We start from the raw sequence: 4,243 nt of genomic DNA, 5'->3' as shown, positions 1-4,243 counted from the left end.
TCGCCGGACCAACCATGCAACGGCAGTAATTGATCCGAATAAAAAGAAGAGCAACGACAATACTGCCGCGTGCATCAGGAACAAATCCAGAAGCGAAATAACAATCGAAACAACAACGACCCACGAAAAGCGGGTCGCTTTCTTGGGGTTAGTTAATTGCTGCATTGCTGACAGTGACTCAGTTCGCCTAAAGGGCTGGCGCCAGGCGCCTGATTGAGATCGGCATCAAGATTTCCCGCCACGCCAAAGTAGTTGATAAAAAGTGCAGCACTCGCTGGCCGCAACCGCGGCGGCGGGCTTCGCACGCACAGCGCGCGTGATCCTCTTGCTTTCCATTTCCCCGTGTTCCTATTGATAGTTGCGCTGAATTAAGACGGGGAGAAATGAAAAATCCCTACCGTCCTGGCAGAGTGCGACGCTGCATAGCCATTAGTAATAACTCAGCGCAATCACAGGGCGCCATTGCGCAACGGGCCAATATGCAGCGACTGGAGACAACGGTATAAGGCGTGCGTAACGCGTGGAACGGCACTTCGGTTATCCCGCCGACCCTTGCATTCGGCGTACTCGCGTTCAACCGCGCATGCGATCGGGACATGCTGCGTCGGAAAAGACAAGGGTCAGCTCCAGGCCGTGCGATGAGGTGTTGCGAAGAAAGACATCGCCACCATGGATGCTCATGATACGGCGAACGACACTGAGCCAAGGACCATTTCCGCTCGCCATGTGCGCATTGGCGCCACGGAAGAGTGGCCGAAACAACAAGCTCTTCTCCTCTTCCCGTACACCGGGACCGTGATCTCGAATGCGGAGTCCTGAGCCGTTTGGCATGTCATAGACGGTGATTTCGATCTTGCCGTCGGCATCGTTGTACTTGATGGCATTGCTGATCAGGTTGTCTATTACCCGCTCCAGCAATATCTCGCTTCCGCATACGTGCGGTGTGCCTGTATGGGGCAACTGTGTGTGGATGGACTTTGCCGAGCCTCGAGGCCTGCGGCCTCAGCCTCGCTTGCGTCAATGACACCAGGTTCACCCATTCCCGTTCCATGCCCGGCAGATCAGCCTCAAGCCTGGATAGCGCCAGCATCTCGGAAGATATGCGATCGGTTCGGATGACTTCTTGCTCCGCGCTTGGCAGATGGCCCAATTCGGCGTCGGTGTCTTGCTGCCTGCGAGCGAGATGAAGGCTTGTGAGAAGCCGTGCGAGTCGGGAGCGCGGCTCGTGTGATAGATCTTGCAAAATGGTGCGCTCATCGCAGACCAGCGATTCGATGCGTTCGGCCATGGTGTTGATGTCTCGTGACTGGACACCGAATTCATTGCGATGCGAGCTGCACGGGGCCGGGATCCGCGCGGGCAAGTCACCTTTTGCTATTCTGTTTGCAGCTTTGCGCATGACCTCAATGGGCCGGGATACGCTCCGCGCCGTACGCCAGCCGATAATAATGATGAAGAAAACAAAGAGGGATGCTTCCACCATGAACACGATTCGTTCTTTGGCTCGGCGTGACATGCGTCCACGTGGGCTGGTGGCTGCAACGAACTGGCGGGGTGGCTGACCGATCTCTTCCATGGGTACGACTGCAATGAAATAGCCGGATGGGAGATTGAGCTCGATCGTGTGGCCGGTGTTTATCCATGTAGGTAATTGTTGTTCAACTTCGGCCGGCAGCTCAACACTCCGGCAGTCACGCCACGCAAGCGTGTGCTTTCAGCGGATCTGCTGGTGCGGAGATCCACCGTGCCGAGATGAGTCCTTTCGACCATGCGAATGTAGGCACGCATTTGTGCTTCAAGCGATCGCGATGTGTTTGGACAAAGCTATGCGGCGTTGCCAAAATGCCGAATGGGGAAAGCGCTGTGCGGCTTTGAGGTAGGTGTGTTGATGGAGCCTCGCTTCGTTGGCGGCAATGTTTCTGATGAAGCATGCATAGCCATTGCTAAGAGGATGTCCAAGAATGACATCGTTGGCTGCGCGGAGCGCACCTTCAACGGCGTTAACAACGCCAGTGCCGGAGAGTGGGTCCAGCGCCAATGCGGCAGCGCCAATGCGTGCACCTCGCTGGAAGGCAGGTGTGGGGTGCATGCCGAAGTGCGCATCCGTGGCTGATATTGCGGAGAAGGAAGGGCTAAATCGCGCACAGACATTGAGCAGTTTTGTTTCGTCGAACATGCGGGCCAGCCATTTTGCCCGTGCCGCACCCGTCTTGGGTATAAGGTCGGCTTCCGTAATGAACACCAAATTGCTAGCGTGCTGTATTGCAGGCGTTGCATACCACCAACCGTCGCTGACGGCTTCTAATAGCAATTTTCCCGCATGATATTGGTGAACATATGGGATCCATATGGCGACAGAGCGATCAAACCGAATGCGTCGGCCAGCATCGACAAGACCTAGGCTGGCGCTTCTCCCAGATGCAATCAGTATTTGGTCGACGTGTGCTTCAAGTAACTTGTTTCGCAGGTTCATCCAACGAATTGCCCAACGCTGGTGGATGGTTGGCGACTGAATCCAAGAACGGAGGCATTCGGCAGTATGAACGCCAGAGGCACGGCAGGCGACACTAAATTCCCGTTGCATCTCCCTCCGACTCACCGCAAGGCCGGCTATTCCATTCATCAGCATGTAGTCATGGAATATGGGGGTTTCGGTGTCCCACGCACTCAGAACGCCTTCGCAAGGTACTGAGCCCCTGGCTGGTTCAGGTAGTCCGCAGCGCGCCAATGCGTAGCGCGCGCCTGGATTTAGGATTTCGATGGGGTGGGCATTCTCGCGCTCGCGTAACGTCACCAGGAGTACACGAGCTCCGGTAGAGGAAAGTCGATGTGCGGCGCAGGCACCTGCAGCCCCGCCGCCTATCACAGCAATCTCGTATCGAGTGAAACTACCCATCCTCAGGTCAGCGCCGGGTCGCGGCCTTGCTCAAACATATTCCCATTTTCATCTGGGGTGGCCACACCAAGTTTCATCACGTTGCCGACCAGTTCCAGGTGAGTCATTTTTGGTCGTAGCCATCGCACCTTACTACCGTCCTTGGTTAGTAATAGGTTAGGTCGCTGTGCAGGCCACCAACCATCGGCGCACTTGAGAAAATCTGCCTGCCATGGTTGTGCCATGTGGGCGGTGACATCTCCTGGCCGCAAGGCTGCGGGATTGAAGCGAAACTCGAATGGCGCACTATCGTACAGATTCGGATCTGTCATGTTGATGCCCGCTTCTATGCCGGGAAAAAATCCTTGTCCGACGGTGGTGTCGAGCGCTGCACGTGTTAGAGCATCGCAAAGGCCACGGTTTGCACTTTCCGCGATATCAAAGTTGCCTGCCACCCAAGCATCGAGAGCATCTAATTGCCATTCCTGCAATTCAAAGCCACTCAAGGCAACTTCAACTTCGCGTACGAGTATTGCAGTCTCGGTGCGCAGCGGCGCATGCGCCGCTGACGAATTGCTAAGATTCGCCCAGTCCTGGCTTATCAGCGGCCACACTGCCCCTCTCTCAACCCAGCGCAATTGAGCGGCGCGCTGGATCATTGGCTTGATGTCGGTCTCAAATGAGGGGCGTGGCTTTGGTGCAATCCAGCCTTTGTTGATGGCCACCTGCTTGATCACGTCGAAGAGCGTGACAACGCCCTGGGCAAGTGGGGCAAAATCAGGCGGGGCGGTGATTATCCAGGCAGCGTGCGCCGTCACCGGCTCTTGCCCAGGGATTTCCACAGTTGCACTGACGGAACCATCGGCGACATCGTCGAACCAGTCCGGATTGTTATAGAAGCTATCTCCCATCGGCGCAGGTGGGGTGGTCAGGGTGCCTGAGCGCCCGCTCCCTCCCAGCACAATCAGGTGTTGATTTTTGTCGGTCAAGATCTCTCCGAGAATGACTGGCTCATTTAGATAAGCACCTTTCAGAACCACTGCTGGCTGACTCATGCCGGCGATGTCACCTGTAGCCTCAATAATGCGGTTCTGCCTAGCAGGATCATCGCGGACGGGTTCTGGTTGTGTTGGCGGGTACGATGGGCGGTGGACGGCATCTTTTTTGTTTGCAAGCCGCACCGTCCAGCGTACCGTTGTTCCAGCCGGAAAGGAGGCGAGAGTGGGGATGCCGTTTTCGTGCAGCTCAAAGATCCTAAAGCGAGCGCCTTGCCGCTTCATCCGGTAATCTTGATCCTTGAATTCGATCACCGGGTTTTCTCCTGTTGGGCCAAGTTCAACGCCAAAGGGTTCCATATTTTCCGGGCCG

General features: G+C 56.0%; 5 protein-coding genes and 1 pseudogene. 1 reads left to right on the top strand and 5 read right to left on the bottom strand.

Features of this window, described 5'->3' with window-relative positions; genetic code table 11:
* The coding region (locus VMA74_RS09865) for a hypothetical protein (RefSeq protein WP_325366546.1) at positions 1 to 217 on the top strand (217 nt) is incomplete at its 5' end.
* Between the two features lie 356 nt (positions 218 to 573).
* Here VMA74_RS09865 and VMA74_RS09860 read toward each other — a convergent pair.
* The 5 genes and pseudogenes from VMA74_RS09860 to VMA74_RS09850 all read right to left on the bottom strand — a co-directional run.
* Positions 574 to 918 carry a sensor histidine kinase gene (locus tag VMA74_RS09860; protein WP_325366544.1) on the bottom strand — a complete coding sequence of 115 codons (345 nt, stop codon included), beginning with the start codon at positions 916 to 918 and terminating at the stop codon, positions 574 to 576.
* Positions 833 to 1,483 (bottom strand): HAMP domain-containing protein, encoded by a 651-nt coding sequence (locus VMA74_RS21630; protein ID WP_414649595.1) that lies wholly within the window; start codon positions 1,481 to 1,483, stop codon positions 833 to 835. Before VMA74_RS21630 ends, VMA74_RS09860 begins: the two co-directional genes overlap by 86 nt.
* Positions 1,484 to 1,795: 312 nt before the next feature.
* Positions 1,796 to 2,473, bottom strand: coding sequence for a hypothetical protein (locus VMA74_RS09855; RefSeq protein WP_325366542.1), 678 nt, complete (start codon positions 2,471 to 2,473; stop codon positions 1,796 to 1,798).
* Positions 2,474 to 2,788: 315 nt separating this feature from the next.
* A pseudogene (locus VMA74_RS21625) lies at positions 2,789 to 2,896 on the bottom strand (NAD(P)-binding protein); the annotation flags it as partial.
* A 2-nt stretch (positions 2,897 to 2,898) separates the two neighbouring features.
* Positions 2,899 to 4,243, bottom strand: a 1,345-nt coding sequence (locus VMA74_RS09850) for a LodA/GoxA family CTQ-dependent oxidase (protein ID WP_325366540.1), incomplete at its 5' end; no start/stop codon positions are given.

This window comes from Dyella sp., from assembly GCF_035508675.1.
GTDB lineage: Bacteria > Pseudomonadota > Gammaproteobacteria > Xanthomonadales > Rhodanobacteraceae > Dyella_B.
Note: the sequence above shows the minus strand (reverse complement) of the source record. Positions and strands in the feature narration are given on the sequence as shown.

Coding starts and splice junctions, on each gene's coding strand:
- VMA74_RS21630 (WP_414649595.1), bottom strand. CDS start 1,483: ATGGTGGAAGCATCCCTCTTTGTTTTCTTCATCATTATTATCGGCTGG.
- VMA74_RS09855 (WP_325366542.1), bottom strand. CDS start 2,473: ATGAACCTGCGAAACAAGTTACTTGAAGCACACGTCGACCAAATACTG.